Consider the following 14,605-nt stretch of genomic DNA (forward strand, 5'->3'; position numbering starts at 1 on the left):
TCGACTGTCACGGCGCTGTCTCGTGCCGGCAGCGGCGAGGGCCCGTCGTTCAGGAGTGGCTGGGGGACGGTGCCGGGAGCGCGCTCGGGTGGTAGTCCGCCGACAGCAGCACCGGGCCCTCCTCGGCCGTCGGGGCGCGGAACGACAACACCCAGAACGAACCCTTCTTGCTCGGCACCACGCCGCCGCGCGCCGCCGAAAGCTCCACGCCGTCGCGGTCCGCCAAGGCACTCACCAGGTCCGGGATCACGCCGCCCTGGCTGCACACCACCGGCGTCCCGCCGTCGCCGGCCACCGCCAGCAGGCGGGCCACGCCCAGGACCGGGTCCGGCCAGTAGCCCTCTTCCGAGAACAACGGCTCGTGCCGGACCTCGGACGCGACGTCCTCCGCGACGCCGTGCACCGTCTGCACGCAGCGCAGCCGCGGGGCCGACAGCACCCGGTCCGGGCCGAACAACGCCAGCACCCGGCGCAGCGCCGCCGCCTGGCGCAGACCCGCTTCCGACAACGGCCGGAGGTCGTCGTCGCCGGACCACTCGTCGCGCTTGCCCGCTTTGGCGTGCCGCACCAGCAGCACTGTCGTCAGGCCGACCGGCAGCTCGCAGAACGCGCGCAGCACCCGCACGTCCTCCGGTCGTGTCAGCAGCTTCTCCGCCGCCGTCGGGTCGAGCCAGCGCAGCTCGTCGACCTCGTCGTTCGGCGCGAACGCGCCGGACACCGCTTCCGCGGCGAAGTAGTCGACGGTCTTCGGCACCGTCCCGGCGCCGTCCCGCGACGGCACCGGGTACGCGGTGCGGGCCAGGTACCGGCCGAGGACCGCGGTGAACCCGGTCTCCTCGCGCACTTCCCGCACCGCGGCCTCGGCGAGCGTCTCGCCCGGATCGAGCTTCCCCTTCGGCAGCGACCAGTCGTCGTACCGCGGGCGGTGCACCAGCGCGACCTCCGTCGCGCCCCCGGCGACGCGCCACAGCACCGCGCCGGCCGCCCGTACCTCCTGGGTCATCCGGCGGCTCCGTGCAGCTTCGCCAGCTCCAGCTGGTGATCACGCACCCGCGACCCGTCGGCCGGGAACGGCGACCACTCGCCGCTCGCGGTCAGCACCCAGCACCGCGTCGCCGGGTCGAGCGCCGAGTCGAAGATGTTGTCGAGCTGCGCGGTGAGCTTCGGGTCCTTGACGCGCACCAGCGCCTCGATCCGCCGGTCGAGGTTGCGGTGCATCATGTCCGCGCTGCCGAGCCAGTGCGTCCCGCCCGCGCGGAAGTGGAACACCCGCGAGTGCTCCAGGAACCGGCCCAGCACCGACCGGACGTGGATGTTCTCGGACAGCCCTTCGACACCCGGCTTCAGCGTGCAGATGCCGCGCACGACGATCTCGACCGGCACCCCGGCCTGCGACGCGTGGTAGAGCGCGTCGATCACCTGCTCGTCGACCAGCGAGTTGCACTTGATCCGGATCCCGGCCTGCTGCCCGGCCCGCGCCAGCTCGATCTCCTCGCCGATCGCGCGGACGATGCCGCGCCGGATCCCGTGCGGCGACGTCAGGATCGTCCGGTAGGTGTCCTGCCGCGAGTAGCCGGTCAGCACGTTGAACAGGTCGGTGACGTCCGCGCCGATGCTCGGGTCGGCGGTGAACAGGCCGAGGTCTTCGTAGAGCCGCGCGGTCTTCGGGTTGTAGTTGCCGGTGCCGATGTGGCAGTAGCGCCGGATCGTCGAGCCCTCCTGGCGCACCACCATCGACACCTTGCAGTGCGTCTTCAGCCCGACCAGGCCGTAGACGACGTGCACGCCCGCGCGCTCCAGCGTCCGCGCCCAGGTGATGTTGGCCTGCTCGTCGAACCGCGCCTTGATCTCCACCAGCGCGACGACCTGCTTGCCGGCCTCCGCGGCGTCGATCAGCGCGTCGACGATCGGGGAGTCACCGGACGTGCGGTACAGCGTCTGCTTGATCGCGAGGACCTTCGAGTCGGCCGCCGCCTGCTCGATGAACCGCTGCACGCTCGTGGAGAACGAGTCGTACGGGTGGTGGACCAGCACGTCGCCCTCGCGCAGCGTCGCGAAGACGCTCTTGGGCGTCTCGCGCTCGCCGAACGCCGGGTGCGTCGCCGGCACGAACGGCCGGTCCTTCAGCTCCTTGCGGTCCACAGCGGACAGCTGGTGCAGGCAGGTCAGGTCGAGCAGGCCGGGCACCTCGACGACGTCGGCCGGGTCGACGTCCAGCTCGCGCAGCAGCAGCTCGAGCATGTGCTCGCTCATGTCCTGCGCGACCTCGAGCCGCACCGGCGGGCCGAAGCGGCGCTGCGCCAGCTCGCGCTCGAGGGCCTGCAGGAGGTCTTCGTCACGGTCCTCGTCGACCTCGAAGTCGGCGTTGCGGGTGACGCGGAAGACGTGGTGCTCGGTGACGTCCATGCCGGTGAACAGCTCGCCGAGGTGGGCGGCGATGAGCTCTTCGAGGGGGAGGAAGGTCGCCGTGCGGCTGGTGCGTTCGGTCTCGACGCGCATCAGGCGCGGCACGTTGCTCGGCACCTTCACCCGGGCGAAGCGCTCGGTGCCGCCCTCGGGGTCGCGGACGGTGACCGCGAGGTTGAGCGAGAGGCCCGAGATGTAGGGGAACGGGTGCGCCGGGTCGACGGCCAGTGGCGTCAGGACGGGGAAGATCTGCTCGGAGAAGTAGCTCGACAGCCGCAGCTGGTCGGCGCCGGCCAGGTCGGCCCAGCCGACGATGTGGATGTCCTGCTCGGCCAGCTGGGGGCGCAGGTGCTTCTCGAAGGCGCCGGTCTGCCGCTCGACCAGGTCCTGGTTGCGCTTGGCGATGTAGCCGAGCTGCTCGCGCGGGGTGAGCCCGTCCGCGCTGCGCACCAGCAGGCCGGTCTCGTCGCGGCGCTTGAGGCCGGCGACGCGGACCATGTAGAACTCGTCCAGATTGGACGCGAAGATCGCGAGGAACTTCGCGCGTTCGAGCAGCGGCTGCGACTCGTCCTCGGCCAGGGCGAGCACGCGGGCGTTGAAGTCCTGCCACGAGAGCTCGCGGTTGAAGTACCGGTCGTCGGGCAGCGTCTCGACGGCGGTCGGCGCGACGGTGACCGCGGGCGGCGCCGACGGGACGGCCCGGAACTCCTCGGCGTTGCGGGGGTTGCCCTGCGTCGAGCTGCGGCGCCGTGGGGTGGCCGCGGCGGCCGTGGTCTTGCTTGTTCTGGCCTTGCCGGCGGTGGCACGGGCGGCGGTGTCGCGTGCGGTGGACTTCGACGGGACCTTCTTGGCGGTGGTTGTCTTCTTCGCCGCTCCCGAAGTTCCGTTGGCCGGGTTCCGTCGCCTCCGCGGTGCGGGCGTGCCGCCGTCGTCTGTGCTCACGGCCCCCATTCTTCACTACGGGACGCGGAATTGCGCAGACCGCGGTGAAGGTCAGATGAACAGCTCAGCGCGGTACGCCGAGGTGTGTTTCCCGACACCCAGGGCGCGGACGTGCGCGAGATCATCGGGGGTGTCGACGTCGCTGCGGAGGGTCGGCAGGGCTTGGCGCAGCGGGATCGCGCCGGACTCCGCGTGGCTTCGCGCCGAGCCGGGCCCGAACCGGGGATCGAGCGGCTCGCCGGGCGCGGCGAGCAGCAGGGTGGTGCCGGTGCCCTGCCGATCGGCGACGAAGGCCCTTTTCCCGGCGGCTTCGGCCAGCGCGGCGGTGAGATCACCGGCGCGCAGGGCGGGGAGGTCGGCCTGGAGGGCGCCGACGATCGTGTCCGGATCGTCGGCTTTGAGCAGGGCCGCGCCGTGCCGGAAGGCGGCGTTGAGGGTCTTTTCGGCGGGTTCTTCGACGATCTCGACCCCGAGCTCGGCGAGTTCTTTGACGGCATCCGGGTCGGCGGCGACGAGGAGGACGCGCCTGACCTGCGCGCTCGAGACGACGGCGGCCAGGGTGTCCTTGGCGAGGGCGAGGACAAGGCCGGGGTGGTGGGCGGGTTCGACGGCACCACGCAGCCGCGACTTGCCGTCGCGGGGGTGTTTCATCGGCACGACCAGATCCACGTCCACGTGTCCATCTTTACCCGAAACCCGGGGTGGGCGGTGGTGGGCGGGGTGGGTTGTCCACAGGCGACGGGGGTTGTGGACAGGGGTTGGGTGGGTGGGCTTGGGGTGGGGGTTTTGTCGGGTGGGGGCGGTAGCGTCAAAATCGGGGGTGCCCCGGTGGGGGATGGCGGCCCCCTTGGGTGGGCGGGCTGTGTCTGGGGCCCGCGGGCTGCACATCACCCCTGGCCAGGCGGAACCGACCCTCCCTGGACTGCCCCGAGCCCGGCGCGGCAGGATCAACCCTCGGACGTGACGTGAGCGAGGAGGAGATCGTGGCCCGGCGTGAGAAGGGCGGCTTCTGGGTGGGGCTCGCCGCCGTACTGTTCTACCCGCTCACCGCCATCGGGCGGCGGGTTTACGTCGGGGCCGAAAAGATCCCGCGGCAGGGGCCCGCGCTGCTCGTCATGAATCACATCTCCCACTTCGATCCCGCCGTGGACGCCGTCTTCGTGCACCGGCAGAAGCGCGTCCCCCGGTTCCTCTTCAAAGAGAGCCTGATGCGCGCGCCGATCCTGGGCCCGATCGTCGCCGGGTCCGGGCAGATCCCTGTCTCGCGGGGCTCGGCCGCCGCCGGGGACAGTCTCAAGGCCGCTCACCAAGCTCTCGAAGAGGGCAAGATCGTCGTCATCTACCCCGAGGGCACCATCACCAAGGACCCCGCCGGCTGGCCGAAGGAGTCCTTCACCGGCGCCGCGCGGCTCGCCCTGCAAAACGACGTCCCGATCATCCCGATCGCGCGGTGGGGCACCAGCCAGATCTTCAACGGCTACACGAAGAAGTTCACGCCCTTCCCGCGCAAGACGATCACCCACTCGGTCGGCGACCCGCTCGACCTGTCCGCCTACCGGGGCGGCAACACCCGCAGCGCCACGAAACTGCGGGAAGTCACCCAGGTCATGATGGACGAGGTGACCCGGCTGCTGGCCGAAATCCGGCAGGAAGAACCGCCGGCGAAGAAGCCGGAGGACCTCTCCTGATGCGCGCCGACGTGCAGCGGGTCACCGTGCTCGGGGCCGGGTCGTGGGGCACCGCCTTCGCCAAGGTGCTCGGCGACGCCGGACGGGACGTCACCGTCTGGGCGCGCCGCGAACAGGTCGCCGAGGACATCCGGGAGCGGCACACCAACAGCGCCTACCTGCCCGGCGTCACCCTGCCCGGGAACATCACCGCCACCAGCGACCCCGCGAAGGCACTGGAAAACGCCGAAGCCGTCGTCCTGGCCGTGCCCAGCCAGAGCCTGCGGGCCAACCTGACCGCGTGGCGCGAGCTGCTGCCCGAAGACGCCATCCTCGTCAGCCTCGCCAAGGGCGTCGAGCTCGGCACGCTCAAGCGGATGAGCGAGGTGATCGGCGAGATCGTCGGGATCGACGCCGGCGACGTCGTCGTCGTCACCGGGCCGAACCTGGCCAAGGAGATCGCCGCCGGGCAGCCGTCGGCCTCCGTCCTGGCCTGCGCCGACCACGAACGCGCCGTCGCGATCCAGCGGGCCTGCGCCAACTCCTACTTCCGCCCGTACACCAACACCGACGTCGTCGGCTGCGAGCTCGGCGGCGCCTGCAAGAACGTCATCGCGCTCAGCACCGGGATGGCCGCCGGCCTCGGCCTCGGCACCAACACGATGGCGACGCTCATCACCCGCGGCCTCGCCGAGATGGCCCGGCTCGGCGCGAAGCTGGGCGCCGACCCGCTCACCTTCGCCGGGCTCGCCGGCGTGGGCGACCTGGTCGCGACCTGCTCGTCGCCGCTTTCGCGCAACCGCACCTTCGGCGAACGCCTCGGCCGCGGCGAGACCCTCGAACAGGCGCAGGCGGCGGCCGGCGGGCAGGTCGCCGAGGGCGTGATGTCGTGCTCGTCGATCCGGGCGCTGGCCCAGAGCCTCGGTGTCGACATGCCGATCACCGACGCCATGCACCGCGTCTGCCACGAGGGCGTCGACCCCCGCCAGGCCGGCGCGGAGCTGCTCGGGCGGTCCCAGAAACACGAATGGTCCTGATCCGTGGGACGGCTTGACCGGGGAGGACGCGGCTGGGACTCTGGTCGCATGTTCGCGTACGCCATGTCCGAGTCGAGGGGCCGCACCGGCCTCGGCTCCGTCGTGCGCGCGTGTCGCTGTTGTCGGTGAACCCAGCCCCGGCCCAGCTCGACACCCCTTTCTTCCCGTGAGGACCCGCATGTTCGCCGTTCCCGACAACACCCTGCTGCGTCCCGAGAACCCCGCGCTGCGCCACCCCGTGCGCGTCGCCCTCGAGGTCGCCGCCGACCGCGACCGCTGGAAGCACCTCCTGCGCTACGACCCCGACGAGCGGTTCGCGACGCTCGTGTCGAAGGACGAGCAGCAGGAGGTGTGGCTGATGAGCTGGCTGCCCGGCCAGCACACCGACCTGCACGACCACGCGTTCGCCAGCGGCGCGTTCACCGTGGTCAGCGGCCACCTGACCGAGGCCGTGGCGCGCCGCGCGCCGGACGGCCGCGCGGTCACCGAGCTGCACGCGCTCTCGGCGGGGCAGTCGCGGGTGTTCGGGCCGGGGTACGTGCACGAGGTCCGCAACGACGGCCCGGACCCGGCGATCTCGGTCCACGTCTACCGGGACGCGGGCCGCGCGATGCGCCCGTACCACCTGGACCCGATCGGCGGCCCGGTGCTGGACTGACCGGCGACCGCTGTTGTCCCGTCGCCAGCGCCCCAATGTGGCCTTCGGTGCGTTGAACGCACCCAAGGCCACATTGGGGCGCTCGGGGCGGGCCGCCGCCTCAGTCCAGGTCGCCGCGAGCGCGGAACTCCCGCTCGATCCGGGCGCGGTCCGCGCCGGACGCCAGCAGCGCGTGCAGCAGGATCCGGGACTTCCTGGCGTCCAGCCAGCCCGCCATCGTCGCGCCCATCGCGATCAAGCTCGACTCCGAGCCGTGGAAGCCGTACGTCGACCGCAGCGTGGGGCCCGCGCCCGTCCGCGACGCGACGACCACCGGCAGCGACGGCACCAGCCGGGCGATCACGTCGGCCGTGCCGGACGAGACGTGACCCACACCCGTCGCGGCGACGACGACCCCGCGCACCTCCGGCTGCGCGGCCACGGCGGAAAGCACCGACCCCGAGTCGTCCAGCCCCGCCTCGACCACCGGGACCAAGCCGCCGAAGTCGTCACCGGACAGCGAAGGCAGCCGCGGCGGTGACGGGTGGAACCAGTGCACCGCGTGCTCGACGACCATGCCCAGCGGCCCCGCCGGCGCCGACGAGAACGCCTCCAGGTGGCTCGAATGCGCCTTCCGCACCCAGCGCGCCGCGTGGACGTCGTCGTTGAGCGTCACCAGCGCACCCCGGCCGCGGCTGCGCGGGTCGGCCGCGACCGTCAGGGCGTTGCGCAGGTTCGCCGGGCCGTCCGGGCTGAACAGGCCGGCGTTGCGCATCGCCCCGGTGACCACCACCGGGATGTCCGACGGCCAGTGCAGGTCCAGGAAGTACGCCGTCTCCTCCAAGGTGTCCGTGCCCTGGACGACGACGAACCCGTCGGCGTCCTGGCGCAGGCCCCAGTCGCGGCACCGCAGCAGCGTCGCGAAGTCGAGTGACGCGCTGCCGATCCCGGCGAGCGTCTCCGCCAGGACGTCCATCGGCAGGTCGCCGAGGGCGCCGAGCAGGTCGGCCGCGCCGAACCGCGGGACGGCGCCGCCTTCGCCGTCCGCCGGGGCCATCGAAATGGTGCCGCCGAGCATGGCGACCGCGATCAAGGGCATGCGGCCACCCTATTCAGCCGGTCTTGACCGCCTGGAGCGTGTAGCTCGCCGCCAGCCGTGCCGGCGTGTCCTTCAGCCGCCACTCGCCGGTGGCCTCGTCGTGGACCATCTGCCCGGGCAGGGCGTTCCACGGCACGCTGTCGTGCTCGGTGAACGCGGTCAGCGTCAGGCCGTGGTCCAGCAGGGCCGTGATGATCTCGCCCAGCGAGTGGTTCCACTCGTGGGTGACGGTGTGCTCCAGCGGCCGGTCGACGGCGACGTAGGTCTCGGGGTCGTCGAAGACCAGTGGCTCGGCGTGCTCGAAGTACGGGTACCGCGGCACCGCCGTCTCGTCGAGCGCCCACAGCATGGGGTGCCCTTCGCGGATGAAGAGCCGCCCGCCCGGCCGCAGCAGCCCGGCGACCACCGCCGCCCAGCGCGCCGCCGAAGGCAGCCAGCACAGCGCGCCGATCCCGGTGTAGACCAGGTCGAACCGGCCGGCGCCCAGCACGTCGACGGCGTCGTACACGGCGGCCTCGTGGAAGCCGATCGCCGCGCCGGCCGCCTCGGCGAACCGGCGAGCCTCGGCCAGCGCCGCGCCCGAGAAGTCCAGGCCCGTCATGGTCGCGCCCAGGCGGGAGAGCGAAACCGTGTCGGTGCCGAGGTGGCACTGCAGGTGCACCGCGCGCAGCCCGGTGAGGTCACCGAGCCGGGGCCGGTCGAACCGCACGACACCGCTCAGGTGCGCCGGATCCGCCACGAACCGGGCGAAGGCGTAGTCCGGCGACGCCGCGTGCAGGACCGCGCGCTCGTCCCAGTTGGCCTTGTTGATCGCGAACGAGTCCGTCACGGTTTTTCCGCGCGCTCGGCCGCGCTCCGCAGCACGCAGAACTCGTTGCCCTCCGGGTCGGCGAGCACCGCCCAGCCGGTGCCGTCCGGGTTGCGCAGGTCGTGGAGGAAGGTGGCGCCCAGGCCCAGCAGCCGCTCGACCTCTTCGTCGCGCGGGATGTCCGGCTGCAGGCACAGGTGGAGGCGGTTCTTCACCGTCTTCGGCTCGGGCACGCGCAGGAAGAGCAGCGTGGTGCCGTCGTTGAGCTCGAAGCCGACCTCGTCGTCGCCGGGGGAGTCGGTGTCCGGGATCGGCTTCCCGGTGACCTCGCTCCAGAACTGGCACAGCTTGTACGGGTCGGCGCAGTCGACGGACACGTTGAGCACGGACGACGGCATGGCACTCCTCGGAAAGCGACGTATCGGACCGTCCGAGTGTGGCCCCGCCCGCGCCCGGGGGCGAACCGTTTTTACGACGCCAGCGCCAGCCCCGCCGTCCGGTGCACGCGGCGGCTGTCGTCGACGATGAGGATCTCGCAGTCCGGCCGGTCGGCCGCCCAGGTGATGCCCTCCGCGCCCATCGCGAACGCCGCCGTGGCCAGCGCGTCCGCCGTCACCAGGTCGCCGGCCACCACGGTGACGCTCATCAGGCCCGTCGCCGGGGTGCCGGAGCGGCCGTCGAGGATGTGGGAGCCGCGCTCGTACGCCGCCGACGTCGCGATCGCGCCGTTGCGCGACTCCAGGACCGCGCACACGGCCAGGGGCTGCTCGGGATGGCGCACCCCGACCCGCCACGGACGGCCCGGCTCCGGCTCGCCGGCGGTGACGACGTCGCCGCCGGCGTTGAGGCAGAACGTCGTCGCGCCCTCGGCCTTCAGCATGTCGGCCGCGCGCTGCACCGCCCAGCCCTTGACGACCGCGCACGGGTCGAGGCCGCGGCCGGGCAGCCGCGCGCGGAACGCGCCGCCGGAGAGCTGCTCGTAGTACGCGCAGAGCTCCAGCACCTCCAGGAGGTCGTCGCTGAGCCCGTCGGCCGTCAGCTCGCCGCGGTCGTACCGGCTGACCTCGCTGCCGGGCTTGAACGGGCTGAACCGGGCGTCGACGTCGCGGAACCACGCGAAGACGTCGTCGACGACCTCGGCGAAGTCGCCCTCGTCCCGCAGGTCGAGGGAGATCGGCAGGCCCATCACCTGTTCGACGCGGGTGGTCATCGCTGCTTTCCTCTCGCGTCGATCGCGGCCTGCAGGGACGTCTTGTACGACTCGCTCGTCTCGGTGGCACCGGTCACCGTGTCGATGTCGGCGCTCTGCGCCTTGATCGCTTCCGCCTGCAGCTTCGGCAGCGCGGTGAGCGACCGGCCGCTGTCCGGGGCCTGCAGCAGCGTGATGGCGGTGAGCCGGGCGCCGGTGAAGGTCACCTGGACCTGCACGGTGCCGTACCGGCTGGACTCCGCGGTGCCCTGCGTGGTCACCGTCTCGTTCGCGGTGTCGCTGGTGGCCGGCGCGTCCGAAGTGGACGAAGGCGGCGGACCGGCCGAAGTGGACGGTGGCGGCGGCTCGGTCGTCGGAACGGCCGATGTGGACGGTGCCGTGACGGCGGGCGGCGCCTCGGCGATGGCCGAGGTGTTCTGCACCGGCCCCGGCTCGAACCGCCAGACCGCGATGAACCCGGCGATCGACAGCGCGACGACGAAAATGGTCTTCTTCACGACAACTTCCCCCTAGGCCGCGAGGCTGAAACGTTCGGCGTGGACCTGGGAGTTCGGCACGCGCAGCTCGCGCAGGCTGCGCAGCACCGCCGAAGTCATCCCCGGCGGGCCGCAGACGAACACGTCACGCTCGTGCACGTCCGGCACCATCATGTGCAGGTTCGCCGGCCCGAGCATCACCCCGCGCGGCCCGACCGCCTGGTCCGGTCCGGTGAGGACACTCACGCTGGCGCCGCGTGCCTTGGCCAGCTCGTTCAGCTCCGGCAGCAGCACCGCGTCCTGCTGTGACCGCACCCGGTACAGCACGACGACGTGGCCTTCGATGTCCTCCAGCAGCGCGCGGATCGGCGTGATGCCGACGCCGCCCGCCACGAGCAGCGCGTTGGGCCGCGTCTGGTGGATCGTGGTGAAGGCGCCGTACGGGCCTTCGGCGAACACGCGCGTCCCGACGCGCAGGCTGCGCAGCCCGGCGCTGGAGTCGCCGAGCGCCTTCGCGGTCAGCCGCAGGGAACGGCCGTCGGGCGCGGCCGACAGCGAGAAGGGATTGGCCTGCCACCACCGGTCCTTGGTCAGGAACCGCCAGAGGAAGAACTGCCCGGCCTTGGCAGGCAGCTTGTCCAGGTGCTTGCCGGACATGTACACCGAGACGACGTCCGGCGACTCGGAAACCACCGCCGTGACGCGCAGCTGGTGGCGCAGGTTCCGCCACATCGGCAGCACGACGCGCCCGGCGAGCACGGCGGCGCCGGCCCCGAGCCAGAGCGTCCACCAGTACGCCTTCGCCGTCTCCGAGCCGGCGAACGACTGGCCCAGCGCGATCTGGTGCGAGAAGGCCAGGAACACCGCCGCGTAGGTGTAGAGGTGGATGAAGTGCCACGTCTCGTAGGCGAGCCGCTTGCGCGCGAACTTCGCCGAAGCCGCACCGACGACGAGGATCACGGCGAAGGCGACCAGCGCCCGCAGGATCCCTTCGAGCGTGTTGGCCATCTCGACCAGCTCGTCGACGACGCCCTTGTCCGTGACCTCCGCGTAGCCCATGGTGATGAACACCAGGTGCGCCAGCAGGGTCCAGAGGATCGTGAAGCCGGTCCAGCGGTGCCAGGTGGTCAGCCGGTCCATCCCGAGCCGCCGGTCCAGCCAGGGCAGCCGGGCCACCAGCAGCAGCTGGAACGCCATCGCCAGCGCGCCGTACATCCCGGCGAGCCTGCCGATCGTGATCAGCACGTTCTGCGAAACCCCGGCCTGCGCGAACAGCACGGTGACGGCGGCCACGTTGGCGCCGAGGAAGAGGAAGAGGCCGGATTTCGCGGCGATCCGGGGGCGGATCGCCGGGCGCGCGGCCTCGGCGGTCTGCGTCATGGTGGTCACACGGATTCCCCTTCGGTTCGGTTCACGAAGGCCAGACTCGCCGCCCGTCCTGTGGCGAGTCTGGGTACCGGCTGTCGGAATCCTGTCGGCCGCCGTCTCGGGTCGCCCGGCACGCTCGCGGCGGGAGAAGATGCGGGGGTGCAGACTTCCGACCCCGTGCGCCTGCTCGTCGTCGACGATGAACCGCACATCGCCGACCTCGTCGCCACCGTCGCCCGGTACGAGGGCTGGCAGGCGGTCACGGCCGGCACCGGCCAGGCCGCGCTGAGCCGGGCCGCGGAGTTCGGGCCGGACATCGTCGTGCTCGACCTCATGCTGCCCGACCTGGACGGCTTCACCGTGCTCGACCGCCTGCGCGAGAACGGCAGCGCCGTGCCCGTGGTCTTCCTCACGGCCAAGGACGCGACGGCCGACCGGATCGCCGGGCTCACCCGCGGGGGTGACGACTACCTCGTGAAGCCGTTTTCGGTCGAGGAGCTGATGGCGCGGCTGCGGGCGGTGCTGCGGCGCAGCGCCGGCCTCGCCCACCAGCCCGAGGCACGCGGCGCCGTGCTGCGGGTCGGGGATCTGACGCTGGACGAGGACACCCGCGAGGTCCGCCGCGGCGACGTCCTGGCCGAGCTGACGCCGACCGAGTACGAGCTGCTGCGCTACCTGATGCGCCGCTCGCCCGCGGTGCTGACCAAGGCGCAGATCCTCGACCACGTCTGGGAGTACGACTTCGGCGGCCGGTCCAATGTGGTCGAACTGGTCATTTCGCACCTGCGGCGCAAGGTCGATGCGGGCGACGGCGAGCCGCTGATCCACACCGTGCGCGGCGTCGGCTACGTCGTGCGGCAGGCGCACCGGTGAAGCGCTTCTTCCGCCGGTGGTACGGGGCCTGGCAGCGCACCCGGCTGGGCACCCGGATCACCCTCGGCCTCGGCGCGCTCGCGCTGGTGGTGTTCGCGGCCGTCGGTGTCACGACGGTCGGGATCATGCACGGCTACCTCGACCGGCGGCTCGACGAACAGCTGTCCAAGAGCCAGAACACGCAGGTGCCGATGTTGCGCCAGACGCACGGCTCGCCGCAGTCGGTGTACTCCTGGTATTCGGCGCTGTACAAGGTCTCCGGCGGGGTCGCCGTCCCGGAGCCGGGCGGCCGGCTGCCGGGCGACGCCAAGCAGCTGGCGAAGATCGCCGCCGAGGCGGTGAACGGCGACGTCACCCGCACCGTCTACCTGCGCGACGACGGCCCGTACCGGGTGCGGGCGTGCCCGGTCGACACCGATTCGGTGCTGCTGTCCGCCGCGCCGCAGAAGGACCTCGAGGGCACGGTCCGGCAGCTGATCTGGGTGGAGGTCGGCGCGTTCGCGCTCGCGCTGGCCGTGCTGGTGATCGTGGGGCGGCTGGTGCTGCGCCGCGGCCTGCGTCCGCTGGCCGACATGGCGGGCACCGCGCACGACATCGCCTCGCACGACCTCACCGCGAACCCGGACCTGCCGGTGCGCGCGGCGGGCACCGGCGGCGGCGCCGAAGTCGAGGAGCTGCGGACGGCGTTCAACGTGATGCTGGCCCACATCGACACGTCACTGGCCGCGAAGACCGAGGCCAACGAGCGGCTGCGCCGGTTCGTCGCGGACGCCTCGCACGAGCTGCGGACGCCGCTGACGTCGATCCGCGGCTACGCCGACCTCTTCCGCTACGCGGCGGCGAACGAGCCGGCGGAGCGCGAGGCGCACCTGGCGAAGATCCGCGAGGAGACCGCGCGGATGACCGTGCTCGTCGACGACCTTCTGCTGCTGGCCCGGCTCGACGCGCGGGCCGCCGAGACGCCGTTGCGGCCCGAGCGCGTCGACCTGGCCGAGCTGGCCGGGGACGCGGCGGACGCGTTCGCCGCCGGGCGGCCGGACCACCCGCTGACCTCGTCGTTTTCTTCCGCGTCGGTGGACGCCGACCCGGTCCGGTTGCGGCAGGTGCTGGACAACCTGCTGGCCAACGCGGCCGTGCACACCCCGCCCGGGACGTCGGTGCACGTCTCGGTGGCCGCTTCGGACGGTTCCGCCGTGGTGCAGGTGACCGACACCGGGCCCGGGATCGCCGTGGCGGACCAGGAGCGGATCTTCGACCGGTTCTTCCGCGTCGACGACTCCCGCACCCGCGGCAACGGCGGCACCGGGCTCGGGCTGTCGGTGGTCCATTCCCTGGTCGCGGCACACGGCGGCACGGTCTCGGTGGCTTCGGCGCCGGGCCGGACCACGTTCACCGTCCGGTTGCCGCTCGCGCGGTGACGTGCTCCGGGGTGGTCCAGCCGGGGGAGAGGTCCGCGGACGGCTCGGGCGCGCCGTAGACCGTCCGCACCGGCAGCACGCCGGCCCAGGCGACGTCGGCTTCGACGTCCTCGGGTTCGTCGTCCGGGCCCTCGGCACGCATCTTCACCGACGCCTCCGCGAGGTCCAGCGCGAGCACGGACACCGCGGCGAACTCCTTGGCGTTGACCTCGCGGGCGTGCTCCCACGAGCCCGGCGCGAGGTGGTCGGTGAGCACCTTGAGGCCGTGCGTCTTCGCTTCGGCGTCGAGCACCGGCTTGGCCTGGCCGAGGATGACGGCGCTGCGGTAGTTCATCGAGTGGTTGTTGACCGAGCGTGAATAGACGATGCCGTCGAGGAGCGTCACGGTCACGCAGACGTCGAGACCGTGCGCGGCGGTGCGGAGGCTGGCCGCGCCGGTCGAGCCGTGCAGGTAGAGCGTGTCGCCGTCGCGGCCGTAACCGGTGGGCAGGACCAGCGGCACGCCGTCGCGGACGATCCCGAGGTGGCAGATCAGGCCTTCGTCCAGGACGGCGTGCAGCGCGGAGCGGTCGGTGACGGCGCGGTGCTTCTTGCGGCCGAGCGTGGTGCGGGGCGTGGTCGACAACATGCGACCAGCGTCTCCCGGGTCAGTGGCCTCGGAGAA

General features: G+C 72.2%; 15 protein-coding genes. 5 read left to right on the forward strand and 10 right to left on the reverse strand.

What is annotated here, in order from left to right:
• Positions 1 to 49 precede the first annotated feature (49 nt).
• From I4Q55_RS24230 to cofC, 3 genes are read right to left on the reverse strand one after another with little or no spacing between them, the layout of a single operon-like run.
• A complete protein-coding gene (locus I4Q55_RS24230) occupies positions 50 to 1,003 on the reverse strand; it encodes an NUDIX hydrolase (protein ID WP_206790763.1) in 954 nt (317 codons plus the stop codon).
• Positions 1,000 to 3,348, reverse strand: a complete 2,349-nt coding sequence (locus I4Q55_RS24235; RefSeq protein ID WP_374194486.1) for an RNA degradosome polyphosphate kinase — start codon at positions 3,346 to 3,348, stop codon at positions 1,000 to 1,002. The genes I4Q55_RS24230 and I4Q55_RS24235 overlap by 4 nt, the downstream gene beginning before the upstream one ends.
• A gap of 51 nt (positions 3,349 to 3,399) precedes the next feature.
• Positions 3,400 to 4,023 (reverse strand): 2-phospho-L-lactate guanylyltransferase, encoded by a 624-nt coding sequence (gene cofC, locus I4Q55_RS24240; RefSeq protein ID WP_206790767.1) that lies wholly within the window; start codon positions 4,021 to 4,023, stop codon positions 3,400 to 3,402.
• Between the two features lie 308 nt (positions 4,024 to 4,331).
• On the opposite strand from cofC, the gene I4Q55_RS24245 reads away from it, so the two are divergent.
• The 3 genes from I4Q55_RS24245 to I4Q55_RS24255 all read left to right on the forward strand — a co-directional run bounded on the left by I4Q55_RS24245 (position 4,332) and on the right by I4Q55_RS24255 (position 6,710).
• A complete protein-coding gene (locus I4Q55_RS24245) occupies positions 4,332 to 5,036 on the forward strand; it encodes a 1-acyl-sn-glycerol-3-phosphate acyltransferase (RefSeq protein ID WP_206790841.1) in 705 nt (234 codons plus the stop codon).
• Positions 5,036 to 6,052: an NAD(P)H-dependent glycerol-3-phosphate dehydrogenase gene (locus I4Q55_RS24250; RefSeq protein ID WP_206790768.1), complete on the forward strand. Its 1,017-nt coding sequence runs from the start codon at positions 5,036 to 5,038 to the stop codon at positions 6,050 to 6,052. Before I4Q55_RS24245 ends, I4Q55_RS24250 begins: the two co-directional genes overlap by 1 nt.
• 178 nt (positions 6,053 to 6,230) lie before the next feature.
• A complete protein-coding gene (locus I4Q55_RS24255; protein WP_206790769.1) occupies positions 6,231 to 6,710 on the forward strand; it encodes a cysteine dioxygenase family protein in 480 nt (159 codons plus the stop codon).
• Positions 6,711 to 6,810: 100 nt separating this feature from the next.
• On the opposite strand, the gene I4Q55_RS24260 is transcribed toward I4Q55_RS24255, so the two are convergent.
• The 6 genes from I4Q55_RS24260 to I4Q55_RS24285 form a co-directional block, all read right to left on the reverse strand.
• Positions 6,811 to 7,788: an asparaginase gene (locus I4Q55_RS24260; protein WP_206790770.1), complete on the reverse strand. Its 978-nt coding sequence runs from the start codon at positions 7,786 to 7,788 to the stop codon at positions 6,811 to 6,813.
• Positions 7,789 to 7,801: 13 nt separating this feature from the next.
• Entirely contained in the window at positions 7,802 to 8,617 is an 816-nt protein-coding gene (locus I4Q55_RS24265; protein WP_206790771.1) for a bifunctional 2-polyprenyl-6-hydroxyphenol methylase/3-demethylubiquinol 3-O-methyltransferase UbiG, read from the reverse strand.
• Positions 8,614 to 8,994, reverse strand: coding sequence for a VOC family protein (locus I4Q55_RS24270; RefSeq protein ID WP_206790772.1), 381 nt, complete (start codon positions 8,992 to 8,994; stop codon positions 8,614 to 8,616). Before I4Q55_RS24270 ends, I4Q55_RS24265 begins: the two co-directional genes overlap by 4 nt.
• A gap of 71 nt (positions 8,995 to 9,065) precedes the next feature.
• Positions 9,066 to 9,806 (reverse strand): FAD:protein FMN transferase, encoded by a 741-nt coding sequence (locus I4Q55_RS24275; RefSeq protein WP_206790773.1) that lies wholly within the window; start codon positions 9,804 to 9,806, stop codon positions 9,066 to 9,068.
• The gene (locus I4Q55_RS24280; RefSeq protein ID WP_206790774.1) at positions 9,803 to 10,303 is read right to left on the reverse strand and encodes an FMN-binding protein; all 501 of its coding nucleotides are present in this window, start codon (positions 10,301 to 10,303) and stop codon (positions 9,803 to 9,805) included. The genes I4Q55_RS24275 and I4Q55_RS24280 overlap by 4 nt, the downstream gene beginning before the upstream one ends.
• 12 nt (positions 10,304 to 10,315) lie before the next feature.
• Entirely contained in the window at positions 10,316 to 11,662 is a 1,347-nt protein-coding gene (locus I4Q55_RS24285; RefSeq protein ID WP_206790842.1) for a ferric reductase-like transmembrane domain-containing protein, read from the reverse strand.
• 147 nt (positions 11,663 to 11,809) lie between these two features.
• On the opposite strand from I4Q55_RS24285, the gene I4Q55_RS24290 reads away from it, so the two are divergent.
• Positions 11,810 to 12,523, forward strand: a complete 714-nt coding sequence (locus I4Q55_RS24290; protein WP_206790775.1) for a response regulator transcription factor — start codon at positions 11,810 to 11,812, stop codon at positions 12,521 to 12,523.
• On the forward strand, positions 12,520 to 13,941 hold the full coding sequence (locus tag I4Q55_RS24295) for a cell wall metabolism sensor histidine kinase WalK (RefSeq protein WP_206790777.1): 1,422 nt from the start codon (positions 12,520 to 12,522) through the stop codon (positions 13,939 to 13,941). The genes I4Q55_RS24290 and I4Q55_RS24295 overlap by 4 nt, the downstream gene beginning before the upstream one ends.
• Here the strand turns inward: I4Q55_RS24295 and I4Q55_RS24300 are convergent.
• A complete protein-coding gene (locus I4Q55_RS24300) occupies positions 13,913 to 14,569 on the reverse strand; it encodes a pyridoxamine 5'-phosphate oxidase family protein (RefSeq protein WP_206790779.1) in 657 nt (218 codons plus the stop codon). The genes I4Q55_RS24295 and I4Q55_RS24300 overlap by 29 nt on opposite strands.
• Between the last annotated feature and the right edge of the window lie 36 nt (positions 14,570 to 14,605).

This window comes from Amycolatopsis sp. MtRt-6, assembly GCF_017308975.1.
Classification (GTDB): Bacteria; Actinomycetota; Actinomycetes; order Mycobacteriales; family Pseudonocardiaceae; genus Amycolatopsis.

Bases quoted from the DNA above. Each gene is read 5' to 3' on its own strand.
- I4Q55_RS24230 (WP_206790763.1), bottom strand. From the start codon at position 1,003: ATGACCCAGGAGGTACGGGCGGCCGGCGCGGTGCTGTGGCGCGTCGCC.
- I4Q55_RS24250 (WP_206790768.1), top strand. From the start codon at position 5,036: ATGCGCGCCGACGTGCAGCGGGTCACCGTGCTCGGGGCCGGGTCGTGG.
- I4Q55_RS24255 (WP_206790769.1), top strand. From the start codon at position 6,231: ATGTTCGCCGTTCCCGACAACACCCTGCTGCGTCCCGAGAACCCCGCG.
- I4Q55_RS24260 (WP_206790770.1), bottom strand. From the start codon at position 7,788: ATGCCCTTGATCGCGGTCGCCATGCTCGGCGGCACCATTTCGATGGCC.
- I4Q55_RS24270 (WP_206790772.1), bottom strand. From the start codon at position 8,994: ATGCCGTCGTCCGTGCTCAACGTGTCCGTCGACTGCGCCGACCCGTAC.
- I4Q55_RS24275 (WP_206790773.1), bottom strand. From the start codon at position 9,806: ATGACCACCCGCGTCGAACAGGTGATGGGCCTGCCGATCTCCCTCGAC.
- I4Q55_RS24285 (WP_206790842.1), bottom strand. From the start codon at position 11,662: ATGACGCAGACCGCCGAGGCCGCGCGCCCGGCGATCCGCCCCCGGATC.
- I4Q55_RS24300 (WP_206790779.1), bottom strand. From the start codon at position 14,569: ATGTTGTCGACCACGCCCCGCACCACGCTCGGCCGCAAGAAGCACCGC.